The sequence below is a fragment of the Aliidiomarina halalkaliphila genome, assembly GCF_007096385.1.
In the GTDB taxonomy this organism is placed as follows: Bacteria; Pseudomonadota; Gammaproteobacteria; order Enterobacterales; family Alteromonadaceae; genus Aliidiomarina; species Aliidiomarina halalkaliphila.
Genome location: NZ_VJWL01000003.1, coordinates 296,887 through 314,841, shown reverse-complemented (window position 1 = coordinate 314,841; position 17,955 = coordinate 296,887). Strand labels below are relative to the sequence as shown.

The following is a 17,955-nucleotide window of genomic DNA, read 5'->3' as shown; positions in this document are numbered from 1 at the left end:
TGGCTCCCGAGGGAGCCATTTTTTTAATCTTCAACCACCAGATCATCGTCTGCGGTAGTCGAATCAAAATCTGAGTCGTCTTCCACTACTTTTGAGCGGCCGTACATGCTGCCGACCTTCGGACGGTTAATTCGCGCCTGATATTTCGCCCACGCCTTTTCAACTGCCGTTTCCGGGGCTTGTTCGCCTTTTGCTACCGCAAGCAACGATTTATCTTCCTTCGTTTCCGGTGCAAAATCGCCATTTAGCATGGCCGTAATCAAGCATCCGTAATGCAACAGTGCGTCACTCTCGCGAATTGAAAAATCACCAGAGCGGGCGAATCCATAAGGATAATTCCGAAAATCGTTAAACGGTTTCCGAAGCAATGTATCTCGGTTTGCAGTCGCCATATCATTCCCACCATTCAGACAACTATCCTAAACGACAGTGAACTGTCGCGTTCAGGAGACGATATAGAGGTACTGAAAAACTTTGTCAATCTTTTTCGACAAAATTTCGCAATTGCTTGCAACCGTATTTCTAAAAACCACCAGACTGAAAACGCAAAAAGCAGCCCTAAGGATGCTTTTCTGCAATTTGGAGCGGGACTCCGAGCACACGGATGTGCGAGAGCGTGACCGCAGGGAACCCGAAGGGCTCAGGCCAGGGATGGCCTGAGCAATCGAGATGTAATCTCGTTTCCCCCGGTTAGAAACGCAAAAAGCAGCCCTAAGGCTGCTTTTCTGCAATTTGGAGCGGGAAACGAGATTCGAACTCGCGACCCCAACCTTGGCAAGGTTGTGCTCTACCACTGAGCTATTCCCGCATTTTTTGTTGCACCGCTATATTGCAAGTGCGGAGCGCATTTTACTGAATTCAGGGGGCAATGCAACCCCCTTTTTTTAAGATTTTTTCTGTTCGTCGAAAAAATGCTCACGATAATATTTCAATTCTTCAATCGACTCGCGAATATCCGCCAAAGCTTCATGCTTATTATGCTTCGCAAACCCAGGTAAAATCTCAGGTTTCCATCGCTTGGCCAGCTCTTTTACAGTGCTCACATCTAAATTTCGATAATGGAAAAACGCTTCGAGAGTTGGCATATAGCGCGCTAAAAAGCGGCGATCTTGGCAAATGCTATTCCCACACATGGGCGATTTACCGGGCGCTACGTGCTTCTCCAAAAAGGCAATGGTCTCGGCTTCCGCTTCTGCCTCGCGATATTTGCTCTGCTGCACTCGTGCAACTAGGCCAGAACCCGTGTGCGTACGTGTATTCCACTCATCCATGGCCGCCATCCGTGTTTTACTCTGGTGTACGGCAAGCACTGGGCCTTCGGCAATAATATTTAATTGATCGTCGGTCACAATAGTGGCAATTTCGATAATGACGTCTTCTTCGGGGCTTAATCCGGTCATCTCAAGATCAATCCAAATCAGACGCCCGTTGTCCGCAGCTGAAGTCTTTTCGCTCATCCGTATCTCCTTCCCTTTCGTGATCTCATGCTAGCACGAAATAGCTCCCTTCGGCATTGAAAAACGTGCAGCCAAACACGCTTTATGTAACTCATTAACAAATATTTTGCTACCATAAGCACAGCGTTTCTTAAAGTTGGAATAAGCATTGGCAAAACGTTCAAAATTGACCAAAGGGCAACTTCGCCGGGTGCGTGAAAATCAAGAAAAGCGCCTTGCCAAACGGCACATGAAACAAGAAGCCGAGTGGCTTGAAGAAGATCTCGGACATCTTGAACATGGTCGCGTTGTCAGTCGTTTCGGTCAACATGCAGATATTCTCACTGCGAGCGGAGAAATATTGCGCTGTAATATCCGTCGAACAGTGGCATCTCTGGTGACTGGGGATCGGGTTGCATGGCGACGTGCTGGTGAGGAAGAGCAGGGCTTACAGGGTGTCGTTGAAGCCGTGGAAGATCGCGCCTCGGTACTGTGTCGGCCAGACCAATACGATGGCATTAAGCCGATCGCCGCAAATGTCGATCAGATATTTATTGTGTCGTCATCGCAGCCAGCGTTTTCCGACCAAATCATCGACCGCTATTTAGTGGCCTGCGAAGATGCCGGAATTGATGCCATTATTGTCATGAACAAAGTTGATTTGATCACACCGGAGGAAGCGGATGTGATTGAGTCGCGCTTGCGTGTGTATGAAGCCATTGGGTATCCGGTGATTCGTGTGAGTGCTCACACCGGCGCAGGCATTGAGGCATTGCGCTCGCGCTTCCCCAATCATATTTCCGTGTTTGTGGGGCAATCAGGTGTTGGCAAATCGTCTTTAATTAAAGCCTTGTTGCCGGACATTGACCTCGCCATAGGTGCCATTTCAGATAATTCAGGATTAGGACAACACACCACCACGGTGGCGCGTTGGTACGCATTGGAGCAAGCTGGTGCCTTATTGGATTCACCAGGGATTCGAGAGTTTGGCCTCTGGCACATCGATCCAGAACGGGTGGCTTACTGTTTTAAAGACTTTCGCGCCTATTTAGGAACCTGTAAATTTCGCGACTGCAAGCATGGCACCGATCCCGGATGCGCCATACAAGCAGCCGTCGCCGAAGGTAAACTCGATGGCAAGCGCCTCGAGAATTACCATCGTATTGTCAAAGAACATGCATAATACATTGTTAGATTTAGCACGAGTGGAGAGGTAGTTACGTGTCAGCTTTCGATCGGTTTAAAATTATTGCCCAATACATAATGCCAAAGCATTTGCTATCCAGAGCTATGGGTAAATTCGCAAGCGCACGCGCTGGCTGGTTCACCCGTACCTTCACCCGATGGTTTATCAACAAATATAACGTGGATATGAGCGAAGCTCAGCAGGAAGATTACCGTGCCTACTCGACGTTTAATGAGTTTTTTACACGCCCATTAAAACCCGAAGCGCGGCCCTTGCAATGTACGGAAGGCGAATTGGCGCATCCGGTCGATGGTGCGGTTAGTCAACTCGGTCCTATTCATGGGGATAGCATTGTACAAGCTAAGAATCATAATTATTCGACCCGGGCGTTGTTAGGGGGGGATGAAGCCCTCGCCGCGGAGTTTGAAAATGGTCAGTTCGCTACCATCTATTTGGCCCCTCGGGACTATCACCGGATTCACATGCCTCTCGACGGCACCTTACGGCAAATGATTTATGTGCCGGGCGATCTATTCTCAGTGAACCCACTGACAGCGGCGAATGTACCCAACCTGTTTGCCCGTAACGAGCGCGTTGTTGCGGTATTCGATAGCCCCCAAGGTCCATTTACCTTGGTATTGGTAGGCGCCACTATTGTCGCAAGTATCGAAACCGTATGGGCTGGCACAGTCACGCCACCCACGGGGCCGCGGGTGCACACTTGGGATTATCCCGCAGAAGGATTAAACGCTATTCATTTGCGTAAGGGCGAAGAAATGGGCCGATTTAAACTCGGCTCTACAGTGGTGCTCACCTTCCCAGAGAATATGGTGGAGTTTGCCAATGACTTACAACCCGGCACCATCACACGGATGGGCACGGTGATGGGTACAGTTAAGGGGTAAACGTACCCTGCAACGGCAACAGATCCGAAGGCAACCTCAGAAAGGAGTGAAGGATGTTAGTGATCGCACACCGTGGCGCGAGCTTTGAGGCCCCTGAGAACACCCTGGTGGCCTTTGAGCGTGCAATTGATGCCCACGCCGATGGTATCGAATTCGACGTCATGGCGGTGGATGGAGAGCTGTTCGTCTTTCATGATCGCTATTTACGTCGCCTTGCTGCGCAACCGGGTCGCTTTCAAGATCTCACCGCTGATCAGGTGCGTGCTTTGCGCATATTTAGTCAGCATCCCATTCCTACACTGATGGAGGCTCTGGAGTTCATTCAGGGCCGATGCATGGTGAATATTGAGCTCAAATCTCAGGTTGATGAAGCGGCGCTCATTCAGCATTTGGACCATGCGGAGAAGTCCCTTGGGTTTCGTCCAGAACAACTGTTGGTGTCGGCGTTTAATCATCATTGGTTACGTGCGCTAAAACAACATCGACCACATACACGCATTGGTGCCTTAAGCGCCAGTTGTTTGTTAGAGTACGCCCGGTTTGCAGAACAGCTATCGGCTTACTCACTCCATATCGATATCGACTTCGTAACGCCTGAGCTAGTTGCTGATGCACATCAGAGAGACTTGCAGGTTTATGTTTACACTGTCGACGAGCCAGAGGATATTTTGCTCCTCCAGCAGTGGCAGGTCGATGGGATCTTTACCAATCATCCGCGCCATACCCGAAATATTCTCGACGGCCTGACTCGCGCATCCCCGTTTACCCTGTAATTTGTCGTTCAGCATAAAAAAACTCCCGAGCGGTATATTCAGCGTCGGGAGTTTTTTAGCGCGTGCGTTCGTGGCTAGGACTTCGCCACTTCTTCAGCTTCTGTTACTACATCAACTTCGCCGCGGCGATCCGGATGTTCGATTTCCATCCGTTTTAGGTCGCGCTCTAGTTCACGTGGTGAACGAGTATTCTTCGCAAGACCCATATACAGCGCAGGCACTAAGAAGATGGTCATAAACGCAGAGAAGGCGACACCGGCGAAAATCACCGTACCAATCACCATCCGACTTTCTGCACCAGGGCCTGAAGCCAATACCAGTGGCAAGGCACTCATCAGTGTCGTGAAGGCCGTCATAATAATCGGACGCAAACGCAAGCGAGAGGCGCGAGCCAGTGCATCTTCAAACTTCATGCCTGCATCACGGAGCTGGTTGGCAAACTCGACAATCAAAATACCGTTCTTTGCCGCCAATCCGATCAGCATCACCAAGCCTATCTGGGAATAAATATTAATCGTCATACCCGTAACCATGAGCCCGAACAAGGCGCCGAATATGGCCAAGGGTACGGTTAATATAATCACAAACGGATGCACAAAGCTCTCGAACTGTGCCGCCAGCACTAAGAAGGTGATGGCCAACGCTAATGCAAATATAAAGATAATGGTGTTACCACCCTCTTGATACAGGAGCGACTGGCCTTTGTAGTCGATCATCACATCGTCAGGTAAGTGCTCTGCCACGATATTTTCAAGATAGCCAAGGGCCTCACCCAGCGAATAGCCATCCGCTAAATTCGCGGTAATGGTGATAGAACGCATTCGGTTGTACCGGTTTAACTGAGAAGCTGTCGCCCCTTCAGTGACCGTCACCAAATTCGACATCGGCACCAATTGGCCGGTGCGCTGGGAACGCACATAGATATTGTTGATCGACTGCGGTGTGCGATAATCATCCCGCTCACCCTCTAAGATCACGTTGTATTCTTCCCCGCGATCTTGATAGCGAGTTACCCGTCGCTGCCCTAGCATACTTTCCAGAGTGCGGCCGATATCGCCTACAGAAACACCTAAATCAGCAGCGCGCTCTTGATCAATTTGAATCAACAACTGCGGTACGGTTTCATTGTAGTCACTGTCTAGCTGGATCAAGCCCGGATTCTCCGAGGCTTTTTCCAAAACGATATCTCGGTAGCGGGCCAAGTCTTCGAAGGTGTTGCCTTGCAGAACAAACTCCACTGGTCGACCGCCGCCGCCACCGCCGCCAATACCACTACGCATATTGGCAAAAGAAATGACATCCGGCACATCTTGTAACTTGACGCGAATTTCATTCATCAAGTCAAAAGAACTCCAATCCCGCTCATTGAATGGAATGGTCCCTACAATCGCGATACCCGCGCTATTGCCCCACCCTGGAGTACGGATAATCAAACGGTCGACCTTGCCTTGATCGATATAAGGCAACAGGATGTTCTCAATTTCACGCATGTTACGGGCATTGGATTCTTGACTCGCCCCTTCTGCTGCACGGATCATCACAAAAAAGTTACCGCGATCTTCCGGTGGTACAAATTCTTGGCCAATACGATCAAACATCAAGTAACCTGCGCCAGCGGCAAGGATGACAACCACGAAGGCCATAATCGGCATACTGATGGTTTTGCGCACCAAGACTTCATACTTTTCTTCGATGCGTTTAAAGCCACGATCAAGAAACTTCCCGAATCCCTTATTGCGCTCTTGTTTCTTTAAGATCTTGGAGCACAACATGGGCGATAACGTAAGTGCCGTTATACTGGAGAACGCGACCGCCGCAGCGAGCGCTATGGCAAACTCCGTAAACAGCATCCCAATATTGCCATCAAGGAAAATGAGCGGCACAAACACCGAGATCAGTACCAGAGTCGTCGCGACTACCGCAAACCCAACTTCTCGAGCGCCTCGATACGCAGCGAGTAGAGGTGGATCTCCCGCTTCAACGCGTCGATATATATTTTCCAACACTACAATGGAGTCATCCACCACCAACCCGATCGCCAACACAAGCGCTAGCAGGGTTAATAGGTTAATGGAGAAGCCCATGGCATAGAGCACGATATAAGACGATAGCAAAGCCACCGGTACCGTAATGGCGGGAATCAGGGTAACCCGGATATTTCCGAGGAACAGGTAGATGACGATCACCACCATTCCCATGGCGATAAACAGGGTGTTATATACTTCCTGAATCGAGTCGCGAATGAAGATCGAGGAGTCGTAAGATGGCACTAAAATCATACTGGCCGGCAGCGTTGCACGCAGGCGTTCAATTTCGCGCTCTACGTTGTCAACCACCTCGAGGGTGTTTGCGTCCGACTGACGAATAATCCCCAGCCCGATCATATTAATGCCGTTACCGCGGAATTCTGAGCGGTCGTCTTCGGCTTCGAGGGATACCCGTGCAATCTCACCTAAACGCACTAGATAGCCATCGGATCCAGACACAATGGATAGATTAGCGAAATCCTGAGGGCTCAAATAACTCCGCGCAACACGCACAGAGAATTCCCGATCCCGCGACTCAATGCGCCCAGCCGGTAATTCCACGTTTTCTGCCCGCAGCCGGTTTTCTATATCTGTGACCGTAATACCCCGTGCCGCCATCGCATTGCGATCAAGCCAAAGCTTCATAGCATAACGCCGCTCACCACCGATATTTACCCGTGCAACACCATCCACGACCGATAAACGATCGACAATATAGCGACTGGCGAAGTCCGTGAGTTCTAGGGTGGTCATATTCTCACTGCGCAAGTTATACCAAACCACCGTATCTTCATCGGCATTCGCTTTGGTCACTTCGGGAGGCATGACTTGTTCAGGGAGGTTTCGTAGTACCCGCTGCACCCGCTCGCGCACATCGTTGGCGGCCGAATCAATATCACGGCTCTGTTCGAATTCGATAGTAATCCGTGAGTTACCGTCGCGGCTGCGCGATGTGATGGTTTTTATCCCATCAATACCGCTAATGCGCTCTTCGATCACTTGGGTGATTTGTGTTTCCACGATCTCGGCATTCGCACCGGGATAATTGGTATTTACCGAAACAACAGGGGGTTCAATATTGGGATACTCGCGCAGTGGCAACGATGTAAAGGCTACCACTCCGAAAATAATCAATAGAATATTTATTACCGTCGCAAAAACTGGACGCTTTACCGACGTATCAGACAGAAACATCGCACTGCCTCCAATTAGCGTTCAGTGACATTGACAGGCAAACCATCACGGACGCGAATGGTTCCCTCAACGATAATCATATCGCCTTCTTCGATACCACCGAGGATTTCAATCCAACCCGGTTGACGACGTCCGGTTTCTACGAGCGTGCGTACGGCACGACTTTCATCGTTGACCACATACACAAACTGCTCGTTACGAATTGGGATTACCGCACTTTCAGGGACCATTAAGGTGTGATCAACGCGACGCTCCAATTGAATGCGTAACAACATTCCAGAACGTAATTCCCGCCCTTCGTTATCGATGGATGCGCGCACTAGGATGGAGCGGGTAACCGGATCGACACGAGAGGCCAAGCTTACGATTTCACCAATAAATTCACGATCGGGGTAGGCTGCAGAGATGGCTATCACACGTTGGCCTGCGTTCAAACTTGGGAGGTATAACTCAGGAACGCTAAAATCGACAAAAATAGGGGTGATGGCATCGAGCGTGGTGATCACATCGCCGGACCGGACCAGTTGCCCTTGGCTCACTTTACGTAGACCCAACTTACCGGAGAACGGCGCATGGATGGTCATTTCAGCAAGGCGCGAACGCGCCACTTCAAGTTCAGCACTGGTTTGCTCGACCCGCACTTCCTGCTCGTCGATCATACTTCGCGATGCAGCGTTTTCTTGGGCAAGCTCGCGCAAGCGACTTAATTGGCGGCGGTTCTCTGCCAACCGGAACTCAAGCTCTTGCACACGAGCGCGCTCTTCGCGATCCGAAAGGCTCACCAAAAGCTGGCCTTCTTCCACATCATCACCGTCTGAGAAATGGATGCTGCTCACGGTTTGTGAGACCCGTGCCATGATATCCACCGACTCACGCGCTTGGGCGGTACCCAAGCCTTCGATAACATCTCGAAATTCCATGACTCGGGCAGGTGCCCCGATAATTGACGCAGCACCCATGCCACGCTGATCTGATGTGCCTTCTTCTTCAGAAAAATACAACACACCAACAACCACAGCCAATATGACTGCGACCACGGTTAACGGTGTAAAATATGAACGATTCGACATATGCTCCCAGCGTCCCTTTAATTCAGCTCTAAAACTATATACGAGCATTGTAACGTAAAGGTGCCAGTCCTCCTGACACCTTCAACGCTTATATATCGGGATTGGTCGCAAAAACGATCACTTATGGAAGGCAGGGCTCAATTCAGTAACCGCTTTAATAAAGGCTTCGGCATGTGCCGGATCGACTTCCGGATGAATTCCGTGGCCCAAATTAAATACATGCCCGGTACCATGACCAAAGCTTTCCAGTATCGTTTGCACTTCTTCCCGAATGCGCTCAGGACTACCATACAACACACTTGGGTCCATATTGCCTTGCAGGGTAACTTGATCGCCAACACGCGCCCGGGCGTCGCCCAAGTTGGTGGTCCAATCCACGCCCAACGCATCGCATCCTGTGGCCGCCATCATCTCGAGCCACTGACCGCCATTTTTGGTGAACAATGTGACAGGAACATGACGCCCTTCGTTTTCGCGCGTTAAGCCATCGACGATTTGTGCCATATAACGCAAACTAAATTCTTGATAATCACGTGGTGACAGGACACCGCCCCAAGTATCAAAAATCATGACAGACTGCGCACCATTAGCAATCTGTGCATTCAAATATGAGGTGACCGACTGCGCCAGTTTATCCAGCAACTGATGCATCACTGCCGGTTCTTGGAACATCATTTTTTTCACGATAGAGAAATTCTTGGTGCTACCCCCTTCCACCATATAGGTCGCTAGGGTCCATGGACTTCCAGAAAATCCAATCAAGGGTACTTCACCTTTGAGTTCCCGCCGAATGGTGCTCACGGCGTTCATCACGTAGCCCAGTTCATCTTCAGGATCGGGAATACCTAAGGCCGCTACTGCACGCGCGTCGCGTAGTGGCCGTTGAAAACGCGGCCCTTCACCTTGTTCAAAATACAAACCTAAGCCCATGGCATCAGGAATCGTGAGAATATCCGAGAACAAGATGGCTGCATCAAGCGGATACCGACGTAATGGCTGTAAAGTTACTTCACACGCCAACTCGGCGTTACGACATAAACTCATAAAATCGCCGGCTTGTGAACGTACTTCCCGATACTCTGGTAAATAACGTCCCGCTTGGCGCATCATCCAAATCGGCGTCCGATCAACCGGCTGTTTTGCCAGGGCCCGCAAATAGCGATCATTCTTTAACTCAGTACTCATAGCATCCTGATCCTTAAAATTTATGCGCGGAATTCTATCAGGAAGCATCCAAAACTTCAGCTTTTACTATCGCAATTAAACGCGATGCGATGGTTCCTGCGGGCGGTATCTGCGGTAAGTCATCGAGCGGAAACCAGCCCCCTTCAATCAGTTCGCTTGGATCTAACGTGAGATCCCCTGACTTCCATTGGGCAGTAAAGCCCGCCATTAGCGAGTGGGGGAACGGCCATGGCTGACTGAATGCATAGTGAATGTCGCAAATTTCGATGCCAGCCTCTTCAAATACCTCTCGGTGAACCGCTTCCTCGAGCGATTCTCCACTTTCCACAAAACCCGCCAATAGCGAAAACACCCCTTCTGGATGACGGTTTCCCCGGGCCAATAAAATATCGGTTCCTCGATAAATAGCGACGATAATGCATGGTGAAATACGCGGGTAACAAACAAAGTCGCACTGTGGACACAATACCGCGAGCTCATGCTCCACATGTACAGTGTCACTGCCGCAGCGTCCGCAGTACTGATGGGTTTGCAAGAAGTGCTGTACCTGGCACGCACGCCCAGCTAAGGCGAAGGTCTCAGCATTACTGTTTAGAAATAATTGGCGCAACGGTGTCCAGCGGTACCCCGCCGGCTCGGCTTCGGCGGCCGGCCACAACAGCACATAAGCGGAACGGCCTTCGAGCTCACCAATCTTTGCCGTGTACTCCGTTTCCGCAAGCGGGAACTGATCGATGTCAGCACAGGGCAGTTTCCCATTTGGGTCTGTCAGGAGCTGATTGCCCTGAACGATAAACCAATGAACCGCATGTTTCTGCTTAGGTGTATCTGCTGGATGTATCATCACAAATCCTTGGCGACAGGCCGCGTGTAAAGAAAACGCAAGGTGCCGATGAATAAATTTGATCTTGCCTATCGTCCCACAGTACAGTGGAGTTAATCACCCGGTCTGCCGGACGCTTGCAAGGAGTTATATTATGTTACGCCGGAACAAAGAAGCCAAACAACAATGGGCAGGATTGCACTCGGCGTTGGACCGCTGGCTTGATGAACGCCAAGACCTACTCGTACGCTATTTTAAGCTCGCCGGATTACCGCCTTACGACCAAAATCGGGAACAATTGCCCTCGGCAGCAGATATTCGGGAATTCTGTGAAATTTTGGTGGATTACGTATCCGCAGGTCATTTTGAATTGTATGACCATATTCTTGAGGAAGCCAAAGCTCATAATCAACACACAGACGCACTGTCGCAACGTGTTTATCCATTAATTGCCGTAACCACCGAAGTAGCCTTGCGCTTCAATGATGATTACGCGGAGGTCACCGAGCAGGATTCATTACCGAAATTTACTCAAGATCTTTCAAACCTAGGCGAAGCACTCCAAAATCGTTTGGAACTTGAAGATCAGCTGATTGCCTTGCTAGCCAGCCATGAGGTGCTTCCTGAGGTCTAGTGGATCGATGGCAGCGACCGCGAGAAACCATAAGGCCAGTGGCACCTACCACTGGCCTTTTTTGCATCTATTCACTGCCATTCCTAGGGCGGAATTGTTGCCCGTACCCAACGCACTGCGTTGGCCTGGCGCCATAAAAAAGCCCCTAACCTTTGCAGATTAGAGGCTCCCGCTCACATTAGAGATGCTATCGAAGGCAAGCCTTAATTCGCTTCAGTAGAAACCACATCTACCAGTTCTACTTCAAAAATCAGCACCGAATAAGGGGCAATCATTGGTCCACGTTGAGTATCTGCATACGCCAATTCATGCGGAATCACGAACCGGTACTTCGCACCCACTTGCATCAGCTGAATACCCTCAGTCCACCCGGGGATCACGCGATTTAACTGGAAGCTTGCCGTTTGGTTCCGCTCAACTGAGCTATCAAATATCTCACCACTTACCAACCAGCCTTCGTAGTGCACAACCACGATGTCTGTCGCTTTTGGCGACACACCCTCTGGGTCACCTTCTTGCAGAACTTCATACTGCAAGCCTGAATCAGTGATCATCACGCCTTCACGTTTGGCATTTTCTTCTAAATAGGCCAAACCCGCTGCGTGGTTTTCAGACATCACTTCATCAACACCCGGCGCTGGTGTCGTCAGGATGTCGCGGATGATTTCCCACTGCGTATTAATTTCTTCTGCGCTCATGCGGCTTTCATTTGCCAGCGCTTCTAGAAAGCCAATCGAAGCGATGCGGCCGCTAATGCCTTTCTCGTAATCCTGTAGCAGGTTATCCACCATGAGCACTTGCAGTCCCATGTATGCACCTAACATGTAAAGCTGTGACGAGGTCTCATCATCATCGATGGTCACCTCTTTAATCGCTGGCAAATCAGCCATCGCTGGCGCGTCTTGTAAGCCACGCACCATCAATTCTAGCGATATCATCTGCTCTTCCATGCGTGGCTTACGGTTGAGTACATCAACAAAGCCCACGTGCAGCAATTCGTGCTTCTCTTCACGACCAAGATCTGGTGATTCTTCACCAATCATTTCAATTAATTGTTGCGCTTCCCGCAGCGATGCGGCACCAACGGCATAAGAACGAGCATCATGCTCTTGATTCAGATTAATGCGGTCTGGGGACGGGCCACAGGCGGCCAATAATGCTGTTCCTGCAACAACTAGGAACCACTTTGTCATTAATTTCATTCAATTCTCCGCTATCATGTAGGTTCGGTCGTGTACAATTCCTGAGAAGCGCACACCAAAATCAGGCGCCTATCATATACGTAAATACGCGCAAATGACCAATGGATAAAGTAAGAATGAGTAAAGAATCACCAAAGATCGATGTAACAGTTAATGAAATTGCAGAACGTATGGAACGACTTGAAACCCAGTTAGCCTTTCAAGAAGATACCATCGCGGAGCTCAATGATTTAATTACGGAACAAAATCGTGAGTTACAGAAGTTACACAAACATATGATTTTAATGGTAGAACGTGTACAACAATTAGACGACGACCAAAAAGACGCGCCCATAGACGAGCGTCCACCGCACTATTAAAACCATTTCCGAAGGGAGTTATTCATGTCTGATCGCCATCCAATTATCGCCGTTACGGGGTCGTCCGGTTCGGGAACCACGACCACCAGCCAGGCTGTGCGTCATATCTTTCGCAGCCTTCGGTTGAATGCGGCTTTCGTTGAAGGAGATAGCTTCCATCGGTATACACGTCCAGAAATGGATGTCGCCATTCGTAAAGCACAGGAGCAAGGCAAGCACATTAGCTACTTTGGTCCAGAAGCAAACGATTTTAAAGCCCTTGAATCGCTATTTAAAACCTATGGCAGCACCGGCTCCGGCCGGCATCGTCGCTATTTGCACAGCTTTGATGATGCAGTGCCTTACAACCAGATGCCCGGTACCTTTACGCCATGGGAGATGCTCCCTGCCGATACCGATTTGCTTTTCTACGAAGGACTGCACGGCGCCGTTGCCGCCGACGATTATGATGTGGCTTCCCATGTCGATCTGATGATTGGCATGGTGCCCATTGTGAACTTGGAGTGGATACAAAAAATTATTCGGGACACCTCAGAGCGGGGCCATTCTCGAGAAAGTGTGGCGCAGAGTATCGTACGCAGTATGGATGATTATATTCACCATATTGTGCCGCAATTTTCCCGTACCCATATCAACTTTCAGCGCGTCCCCACAGTGGATACCTCGAATCCATTTAGTGCCAAGGATATTCCCTCTATGGATGAGAGCTTTGTGGTGATTCGCTTTCGTGGTATTCCGAATCCAGATTTTACCTACTACTTGCAGATGATCGACGGCTCATTTATGTCGCGGATCAATACGTTAGTGGTGCCGGGAGGTAAAATGGGACTGGCCATGGAACTGATTTTAGCGCCGTTAATTGAACGGCTGATGGATCGCAAACAACGAGCGATTATTCAGGAACAAGACTAATAGTAGGGCGCACTCACTGCGGTCGAGAACAACTCCCCACCGCAGCGTAGTAGCGAAGTTAAGCCTCGTTTATAATCTCGTAACTATGGCTAATATTCACGCTTTTCCCGAGCATAATCGATACTGAGCAGTACTTATCCGCGCTGAGCTTAACTGCTCGTTCTACATGATTCTCGGACACGTCGTGGCCATATATAACAAAGGTCATGTGAATGTCGGTGAATACAGCAGGGGTGCCTTCTGCACGCTGCCCATCGAGCTTTACTTCGACCGTGCGAACCTTCTGCTTGGCCTTCTGTAAAATACTAACCACATCCACCGATGAACAGCTGCCCGCGGCCATTAACACCATTTCCATGGGGCTAGGCGCGTTCGCGGCACCATCGCCGTCCATCACGACAGCATGACCGCTCCCCGAAGTGGCCACAAACTTTAAACCATCGACCCAACGAACCTGTGCAGACATTGGCTTTGCCATAGGTTACCTCTTAAAATTTGAGACCTGGATTCAAGGTTGCCGGTAAATCCACTTGGTCGGCTTCCACCGAAGCCACTGGATAGGCACAATAATCCGCCGCATAGTAGGCGCTTGGGCGATGGTTTCCGCTATCGCCAATGCCACCAAAAGGTGCTGCGCTGCTTGCGCCGGTGATGGGTTTATTCCAATTCACGATACCTGCGCGAATACGCGTAAAGAAGTAATCCCAATCACTGCGCGCGTCCGCCAATAAGCCAGCAGAGAGGCCAAAGCGAGTGTGGTTGGCCATGGCAATAGCATCATCGAAATCCGTGTAGCGATACACCTTCAACAGGGGCCCGAAATGTTCTTCATCGGGCATGTCGCTTACCGCCGATACGTCGAGAATACCCGGCGTCACAAATCCCAGTTCAGGGCTTGCTTGTTTCATCTCTACTAAGGCCTTAGCCCCTAATTTAAGCAAGTCCTGTTGTGCTTTCACCATCCCGGCGGCCGCTTTCGCAGAAATCATTGCCCCCATAAAAGGTTGATCATCGGCGTCATATTCTGCGACGCGAATGTTTTTCGTCACGTCAATTAAGCGGGCTAAAATGGCGTCGCCATTTTTGTCATCCTTTAAGAATAATCGGCGTGAACAGGTACAGCGTTGCCCTGAAGTAATAAATGCAGACTGTACAATGGTGTGCACAGCGGCATCGATATCGGCTACATCTTTTACGATAAGGGCGTTATTGCCACCCATTTCCAGTGCCAGAATCTTATCCGGACGACCACCAAACTGTTCATGTAACAGCTTGCCCGTAGTTGATGACCCCGTGAAGAACAAACCGTCCATTTCCGGATGTGCAGCGAGCGCCTTGCCGGTTTCAACGAGCCCTTGCACCAAGTTGATCACGCCTGCGGGGATACCTGCTTTCTCCCACAGCTCCACCGTGAACTGGGCAACCCAAGGGGTCATTTCACTCGGCTTAAACACCACCACATTACCGGCCAACAAGGCCGGAACGATATGGCCATTAGGCAAGTGTCCTGGAAAATTATAGGGACCAAATACCGCCACCACGCCGTGGGGTTTATGGCGTATAAAGGCCTTCGCTCCCGGCATCGCATTCTCCACGGTACCGGTGCGTTCTTGGTATGCACGCTCAGAAATAGCCACTTTGCCGACCATGGCGCCCACTTCAGTGCGTGTTTCCCACACCGGCTTGCCCGTTTCTTGGGCCATAATCAGCGCCATTTTCTCTTTGTTTTCTTCTAAGAGCTGGCTAAACCGTTGAGCAATCCCGAGACGCTCTTCAAAGTGCAATGATGCCCACGCAGGAAAGGCCGCACGGGCAGCGCGCATCGCCTGATCCACTTGCTCGTGAGAAGCTGCTTGCCCTTCCCAAACCACTTTGTTTTTTGCAGGATCAACCGACGTAAACCGATCACCTTCGCCGGCAACCCAACGTCCATTAATAAAGTGTGTGCGTGCTTGTTCCGACATACTTCATTCCTCGTTATTCGTTAAATGTGGCCGCCTACAGGGCAGCTAACCGCACGTGATCACCGGCGGCAACGCCTAAGGCCTGCGCCGTTTCTTCTGTCATGATCACGTCATCGCCGTTACAGGTCACATCCGCCTGACAGGCGCGAAAATCTTTCAACTTGGTATTACACAGCAATACGTTTTCTGCCACTTCCGGGCGACCAACCCGCACTTTCATCAGGCGACTATTGCGCACCGTGCGTAACTGCTTGATCTCAGCTTCCACAGTGGGTCCCGCATCAAAGATGTCGATATACCCGCGGAAGCGAAAACCTTCTGAGGTTAATAATTTCAAAGCTGGCACCGTATTTTGATGCACTTTGCCCACTACTTCTTGAGCGCTTTTATCCAACAAATTGACGTAGATAGGAAATTTAGGCATCAATTCAGCGATAAAGGTCTTTTCACCGATTCCGGTGAGATAATCGGCACTGGGGAAATCCATGGTAAAGAAATGCTTCTCCAGCCACGCCCAGAATGGCGAGCGACCATCTTCATCAGAGATTCCACGCATTTCGGCGATAACCGTATCAGCAAAACGCTGCCGAAATTGGGCCATAAAGAGCAAACGAAACTTACTCAAGACTCGGCCGTTACGCCCTTTCCGATAGGGTTCCCGCAAAAACAAAGTACACAGCTCGCTTACTCCGGTGTAATCATTACACAGGGTTAAAGTTTGTAAGTTGTTGTACACATTGTGTTTGGCCGAGTGATGAACTACCCGGCCAACATGGTAATGATAGAAGGCAGACGACAAACCAACCGCCGCTTCGATGGCACTAACACCCACGATTTCTTGGGTATCAGTATCTTCCATTACGAACAGATAACCCTCTTCGCCCGGTTGTTCAACAGTTGTCAGAGCAAAGGCTTCTTCGGCACGAGAAATCCGACGCTTTAATAGGGTTTCATCCACCGGCAGCGAGGTGAAGCCGTGTCCCGACTCCACCGCACAGGCGTACAGCGCTTCATAATCTCGCGCCTCAATTGGCCGAACGACTAGCATAATCTGCCCTTATGCGTTTGCAGCAACAACACGTGCAACGGCTTTTTCTAACCGCGCCATGCCTTGTTGAATATCGGTATCAGAAATCACCAACGACGGCGTAAAGCGCAGCACATCCATGCCAGCCACAAGAATCATCACACCTTCTTCTGCACCAGCGGTAAGGAAATCGCGGGCTTTCCCTTTGTACTTGTCGTTCAATGCGGCGCCGAGCAATAAACCGCGCCCACGCACTTCACTAAACACATCGTATTTGTCGTTGATCTTAGCCAGTGCATCCCGGAACCATTGTTCCCGCTCTTTCACACCTTGCAATACTTCTGGCGTGTTGACGACATCCATCACCGCCTCAGAAACGGCACACGCCAACGGGTTACCGCCGTAGGTACTGCCATGGGTTCCTGGCTTCAAGTGCGCAGCAATAGCTTGTGTGGTGAGCATCGCACCAATTGGGAAGCCACCGCCCAGTGCTTTCGCGGTGGTTAGAATGTCTGGTACTACTGAGGTTTGTTCATATGCATACAGGCTACCTGTACGACCAAAACCCGTTTGCACTTCATCAAAGATGAGCAGTGCATTGTGGCGATCACAGAGATCACGCACGCCTTGTAAAAACTTATCTTCACCAGGCACAACACCGCCTTCCCCTTGCAGCGGCTCAATCATCACTGCACAGGTGCGGCTACTCATCACCGCTTCGAGGCTTTCGATATTGTTAAATTCCACATGTGAAATGCCGCCAGGCTTAGGTCCAAATCCGTCAGAATAGGCAGGCTGTCCGCCGACCGTCACGGTAAAGAAAGTACGACCGTGGAAGCCCTTGTGGAAAGCAATAATTTCTTGTTTCTCTTCACCGTGCTCTTCTAAGGCCCAACGACGCGCAAGTTTCAATGCAGCTTCATTGGCTTCGGCACCCGAGTTTGCGAAATACACGCGTTCAGCAAAGGTGGCATCCACTAATTTCTTGGCTAAACGTAAAGCCGGCTCGTTTGTCATGACATTACTTAAATGCCAGAGCTTGTTAGCTTGCTCTGTTAACGCCCGCACCATGGCAGGATGGCAATGACCCAAGCAGCTCACAGCGATGCCGCCGGCAAAATCAATATACTCACGCCCGTCTTGATCCCACACACGTGAGCCTTCGCCACGTACCGGAATAATATTGGCTGGGTTGTAATTAGGAACCATGACGTCATCAAACATAGCGCGAGTGACTGACATTACTTCTGACATATCG

17 protein-coding genes and 1 tRNA gene are annotated in these 17,955 nt (G+C 50.2%); 6 read left to right on the top strand and 12 right to left on the bottom strand.

The features are described from left to right. Positions 1–23: 23 nt before the first annotated feature. The 3 genes from maoP to orn form a co-directional block, all read right to left on the bottom strand. A complete protein-coding gene (gene maoP / locus FM042_RS10115) occupies positions 24–392 on the bottom strand; it encodes a DUF413 domain-containing protein (RefSeq protein ID WP_143236304.1) in 369 nt (122 codons plus the stop codon). A gap of 341 nt (positions 393–733) precedes the next feature. Next, positions 734–808 (bottom strand) — tRNA-Gly (locus FM042_RS10110). Positions 809–884: 76 nt separating this feature from the next. Further along, the gene (gene orn, locus FM042_RS10105; protein ID WP_143236303.1) at positions 885–1,457 is read right to left on the bottom strand and encodes an oligoribonuclease; all 573 of its coding nucleotides are present in this window, start codon (positions 1,455–1,457) and stop codon (positions 885–887) included. Between the two features lie 148 nt (positions 1,458–1,605). Here orn and rsgA point away from each other — a divergent pair, with 148 nt between their 5' ends. From rsgA to FM042_RS10090, 3 genes are read left to right on the top strand one after another with little or no spacing between them, the layout of a single operon-like run. Next, positions 1,606–2,619, top strand: coding sequence for a small ribosomal subunit biogenesis GTPase RsgA (gene rsgA / locus FM042_RS10100; RefSeq protein WP_143236302.1), 1,014 nt, complete (start codon positions 1,606–1,608; stop codon positions 2,617–2,619). A gap of 38 nt (positions 2,620–2,657) precedes the next feature. Further along, positions 2,658–3,527 (top strand): archaetidylserine decarboxylase, encoded by an 870-nt coding sequence (gene asd, locus FM042_RS10095; RefSeq protein ID WP_143236301.1) that lies wholly within the window; start codon positions 2,658–2,660, stop codon positions 3,525–3,527. A gap of 53 nt (positions 3,528–3,580) precedes the next feature. Further along, on the top strand, positions 3,581–4,300 hold the full coding sequence (locus tag FM042_RS10090) for a glycerophosphodiester phosphodiesterase (protein ID WP_143236300.1): 720 nt from the start codon (positions 3,581–3,583) through the stop codon (positions 4,298–4,300). A 74-nt stretch (positions 4,301–4,374) separates the two neighbouring features. On the opposite strand, the gene FM042_RS10085 is transcribed toward FM042_RS10090, so the two are convergent. From FM042_RS10085 to nudC, 4 genes are all read right to left on the bottom strand, one after another. Next, entirely contained in the window at positions 4,375–7,521 is a 3,147-nt protein-coding gene (locus tag FM042_RS10085) for an efflux RND transporter permease subunit (protein WP_143236299.1), read from the bottom strand. A 14-nt stretch (positions 7,522–7,535) separates the two neighbouring features. Then, positions 7,536–8,591, bottom strand: coding sequence for an efflux RND transporter periplasmic adaptor subunit (locus FM042_RS10080; protein ID WP_143236298.1), 1,056 nt, complete (start codon positions 8,589–8,591; stop codon positions 7,536–7,538). 117 nt (positions 8,592–8,708) lie between these two features. After that, the gene (gene hemE / locus FM042_RS10075; protein ID WP_185960771.1) at positions 8,709–9,776 is read right to left on the bottom strand and encodes a uroporphyrinogen decarboxylase; all 1,068 of its coding nucleotides are present in this window, start codon (positions 9,774–9,776) and stop codon (positions 8,709–8,711) included. Positions 9,777–9,813: 37 nt separating this feature from the next. Beyond that, a complete protein-coding gene (gene nudC, locus FM042_RS10070; RefSeq protein WP_143236296.1) occupies positions 9,814–10,620 on the bottom strand; it encodes an NAD(+) diphosphatase in 807 nt (268 codons plus the stop codon). Positions 10,621–10,753: 133 nt separating this feature from the next. Between nudC and rsd the strand changes: the two genes are divergently transcribed. Continuing rightward, the gene (rsd, locus tag FM042_RS10065; RefSeq protein WP_143236295.1) at positions 10,754–11,233 is read left to right on the top strand and encodes a sigma D regulator; all 480 of its coding nucleotides are present in this window, start codon (positions 10,754–10,756) and stop codon (positions 11,231–11,233) included. Between the two features lie 203 nt (positions 11,234–11,436). Here rsd and FM042_RS10060 read toward each other — a convergent pair whose 3' ends face one another. After that, complete coding sequence (locus FM042_RS10060) at positions 11,437–12,435, bottom strand: FKBP-type peptidyl-prolyl cis-trans isomerase (RefSeq protein ID WP_143236294.1); 999 nt, start codon at positions 12,433–12,435, stop codon at positions 11,437–11,439. A 116-nt stretch (positions 12,436–12,551) separates the two neighbouring features. Between FM042_RS10060 and FM042_RS10055 the strand changes: the two genes are divergently transcribed. After that, positions 12,552–12,794 carry a SlyX family protein gene (locus FM042_RS10055; RefSeq protein ID WP_185960770.1) on the top strand — a complete coding sequence of 81 codons (243 nt, stop codon included), beginning with the start codon at positions 12,552–12,554 and terminating at the stop codon, positions 12,792–12,794. Positions 12,795–12,818: 24 nt separating this feature from the next. Next, on the top strand, positions 12,819–13,706 hold the full coding sequence (locus FM042_RS10050; RefSeq protein WP_143236292.1) for a phosphoribulokinase: 888 nt from the start codon (positions 12,819–12,821) through the stop codon (positions 13,704–13,706). Positions 13,707–13,764: 58 nt separating this feature from the next. Here the strand turns inward: FM042_RS10050 and FM042_RS10045 are convergent, their stop codons facing one another. Genes FM042_RS10045 through FM042_RS10030 form a run of 4 tightly spaced genes read right to left on the bottom strand, consistent with a single transcriptional unit; the run spans position 13,765 to position 17,939 of the window. After that, a complete protein-coding gene (locus FM042_RS10045; RefSeq protein ID WP_143236351.1) occupies positions 13,765–14,172 on the bottom strand; it encodes an OsmC family protein in 408 nt (135 codons plus the stop codon). Between the two features lie 22 nt (positions 14,173–14,194). Next, on the bottom strand, positions 14,195–15,670 hold the full coding sequence (astD, locus tag FM042_RS10040; RefSeq protein ID WP_143236291.1) for a succinylglutamate-semialdehyde dehydrogenase: 1,476 nt from the start codon (positions 15,668–15,670) through the stop codon (positions 14,195–14,197). A 34-nt stretch (positions 15,671–15,704) separates the two neighbouring features. Continuing rightward, the gene (gene astA / locus FM042_RS10035) at positions 15,705–16,718 is read right to left on the bottom strand and encodes an arginine N-succinyltransferase (RefSeq protein ID WP_143236290.1); all 1,014 of its coding nucleotides are present in this window, start codon (positions 16,716–16,718) and stop codon (positions 15,705–15,707) included. 9 nt (positions 16,719–16,727) lie between these two features. Continuing rightward, positions 16,728–17,939 (bottom strand): aspartate aminotransferase family protein, encoded by a 1,212-nt coding sequence (locus FM042_RS10030; protein WP_408608857.1) that lies wholly within the window; start codon positions 17,937–17,939, stop codon positions 16,728–16,730. Positions 17,940–17,955 lie beyond the last annotated feature (16 nt).

Bases quoted from the DNA above. Each gene is read 5' to 3' on its own strand.
- maoP (WP_143236304.1), bottom strand. From the start codon at position 392: ATGGCGACTGCAAACCGAGATACATTGCTTCGGAAACCGTTTAACGAT.
- orn (WP_143236303.1), bottom strand. From the start codon at position 1,457: ATGAGCGAAAAGACTTCAGCTGCGGACAACGGGCGTCTGATTTGGATT.
- FM042_RS10090 (WP_143236300.1), top strand. From the start codon at position 3,581: ATGTTAGTGATCGCACACCGTGGCGCGAGCTTTGAGGCCCCTGAGAAC.
- FM042_RS10085 (WP_143236299.1), bottom strand. From the start codon at position 7,521: ATGTTTCTGTCTGATACGTCGGTAAAGCGTCCAGTTTTTGCGACGGTA.
- FM042_RS10080 (WP_143236298.1), bottom strand. From the start codon at position 8,591: ATGTCGAATCGTTCATATTTTACACCGTTAACCGTGGTCGCAGTCATA.
- hemE (WP_185960771.1), bottom strand. From the start codon at position 9,776: ATGAGTACTGAGTTAAAGAATGATCGCTATTTGCGGGCCCTGGCAAAA.
- nudC (WP_143236296.1), bottom strand. From the start codon at position 10,620: ATGATACATCCAGCAGATACACCTAAGCAGAAACATGCGGTTCATTGG.
- rsd (WP_143236295.1), top strand. From the start codon at position 10,754: ATGTTACGCCGGAACAAAGAAGCCAAACAACAATGGGCAGGATTGCAC.
- FM042_RS10060 (WP_143236294.1), bottom strand. From the start codon at position 12,435: ATGAAATTAATGACAAAGTGGTTCCTAGTTGTTGCAGGAACAGCATTA.
- FM042_RS10055 (WP_185960770.1), top strand. From the start codon at position 12,552: ATGAGTAAAGAATCACCAAAGATCGATGTAACAGTTAATGAAATTGCA.
- FM042_RS10050 (WP_143236292.1), top strand. From the start codon at position 12,819: ATGTCTGATCGCCATCCAATTATCGCCGTTACGGGGTCGTCCGGTTCG.
- FM042_RS10045 (WP_143236351.1), bottom strand. From the start codon at position 14,172: ATGTCTGCACAGGTTCGTTGGGTCGATGGTTTAAAGTTTGTGGCCACT.
- astD (WP_143236291.1), bottom strand. From the start codon at position 15,670: ATGTCGGAACAAGCACGCACACACTTTATTAATGGACGTTGGGTTGCC.
- astA (WP_143236290.1), bottom strand. From the start codon at position 16,718: ATGCTAGTCGTTCGGCCAATTGAGGCGCGAGATTATGAAGCGCTGTAC.
- FM042_RS10030 (WP_408608857.1), bottom strand. From the start codon at position 17,939: ATGTCAGTCACTCGCGCTATGTTTGATGACGTCATGGTTCCTAATTAC.